Origin of the sequence: Cedecea sp. NFIX57, assembly GCF_900177785.1 — a bacterium.
GTDB classification, from domain to species: domain Bacteria; phylum Pseudomonadota; class Gammaproteobacteria; order Enterobacterales; family Enterobacteriaceae; genus Cedecea; species Cedecea neteri_C.
Genome location: NZ_FXAS01000113.1, coordinates 1 through 1,501 on the forward strand (window position 1 = coordinate 1; position 1,501 = coordinate 1,501).

The following is a 1,501-nucleotide window of genomic DNA, read 5'->3' on the forward strand; positions in this document are numbered from 1 at the left end:
CAGCCCCTGACGGGCAATAACCATCATGTGAAATTCCTCAGAGTAACGGGCCGTCTTCCCCGGCATCAGATTCAGGTTTGGATTTGGCCGGGACCCGCACCGTATCCTCCGCCACGGGCTGGCCCTGAAGCTGCCAGGCGGCATGCGTGGCCCGGTGCTCCCGCGGGGCATCATCCAGCTGGCCTTCCCACAGCACAAAGTCGTGGTCCGGATGAGTGTCATACTCCGGTGCCACTGGCCAGCGTCGGTTCTCCAGCACATCCTCGTACCAGAACGTGGTGAACAGGCACTCATACATCCCGATAGCCTTTTCACCCAGCACCTTCCCGGTCACCATTTTCACGGTGGCGGGCACCAGACGTCCGATATCCAGCCCCAAATCCTGCCCGGAGAGCAGGCGGCGCACCGCCCGCACCAGGCGATAACAGCCTGGTTCATCCGTGCGAACATCGCCGTGCCGGACCGCCTCGTTTTCCCGCACGTTGTGGTCAGCGACAAACACCGCAAAGTTCGCGGTGACCTTATAGCGGGTGCGGCGGGTGTCGTGGGGCTGACTGCCGGTGATGCCGGTGAAGGTCACGAACGCCCCCGGCAGGCAGTCCAGGATATTGCCAATATCATCGGTCATGACGTCCCACGACATCACCTCCGAGACCGATATCCCGAGCCCCGCCTGCAGGCGTTCACAGATGGCATCTTCAATGGCGATAATCATCAGTAACACCCTCCGCCCGTGCGGTTGCGGCTCCACAAATCCTCGCCGCCGCTGTAAAACACCACATCCGGCGAGGATGGCTCCACGGTTTGTCCATCTTTAGTGGTGCTGCCGAGGGTGATTTTTCCGTCCGCCACCCGTTTCAGCCAGGCAATCGCATCGTCATAGCGGATGCGCATTTCCTCGGTGGTCTGGTGCTCCGTGCCCACCATCAGAAAACGGGCGATATCGCAGCAGTAATCCCGCAATGCCCCCGGCACATCGCTGAGTGGCAGGCTGTAGCGTGCCCCCAGATAGGAGTCGATGCGGTCGCTGGCCGACTGCAGGTGGCGGGCAATGCGGGTGACATCCGGCGCACCCACGCCACGCTTTGCCGAAACACCGGTGGCATCCCGCTCGGTGAAATACGCGATATAGTCCTCAGGGGTGGCGTAAGTCATAGTCTCAGCCCTTGCCGGTGGAGCCGTAAATCATCTGCCACAGACCAAAGCCTGCAGACCCGCGAGCCTCTGCCCCAAACTTCAGCTTTTTACGCATAAATACATCCGGGTTATTCATGTCCTGCTGGGAGACAAAGACCGGCTTCTTACGCTGCTGGAAAATCAGCGGCTTGATGGCGCGGCTGGTGTCCATCAGGAACCAGGCGTCATCGTCGGTCAGCCACGGCACGACCAGCACTTTGGCGGTGCCTTTGTAGATGTTGGTCTTCCCGTCATCCAGGCGTTCGGCAGTCATCAGGGCGTTGGCCGTGTCTTCCAGGGCAGGCGGCACGACCAGCAGCGTCGG

The 1,501-nt window shown here is 61.0% G+C and carries 3 protein-coding genes; all 3 read right to left on the bottom strand.

What is annotated here, in order from left to right; all coding sequences use genetic code 11:
* Positions 1-37: 37 nt before the first annotated feature.
* Positions 38-715: a phage protein Gp37 gene (locus B9Y90_RS26080; protein WP_085543169.1), complete on the bottom strand. Its 678-nt coding sequence runs from the start codon at positions 713-715 to the stop codon at positions 38-40.
* Positions 715-1,155, bottom strand: a complete 441-nt coding sequence (locus B9Y90_RS26085; protein WP_085543170.1) for a gp436 family protein — start codon at positions 1,153-1,155, stop codon at positions 715-717. Before B9Y90_RS26085 ends, B9Y90_RS26080 begins: the two co-directional genes overlap by 1 nt.
* A gap of 4 nt (positions 1,156-1,159) precedes the next feature.
* The coding region (locus tag B9Y90_RS26090; RefSeq protein ID WP_176227949.1) for a Mu-like prophage major head subunit gpT family protein at positions 1,160-1,501 on the bottom strand (342 nt) is incomplete at its 5' end.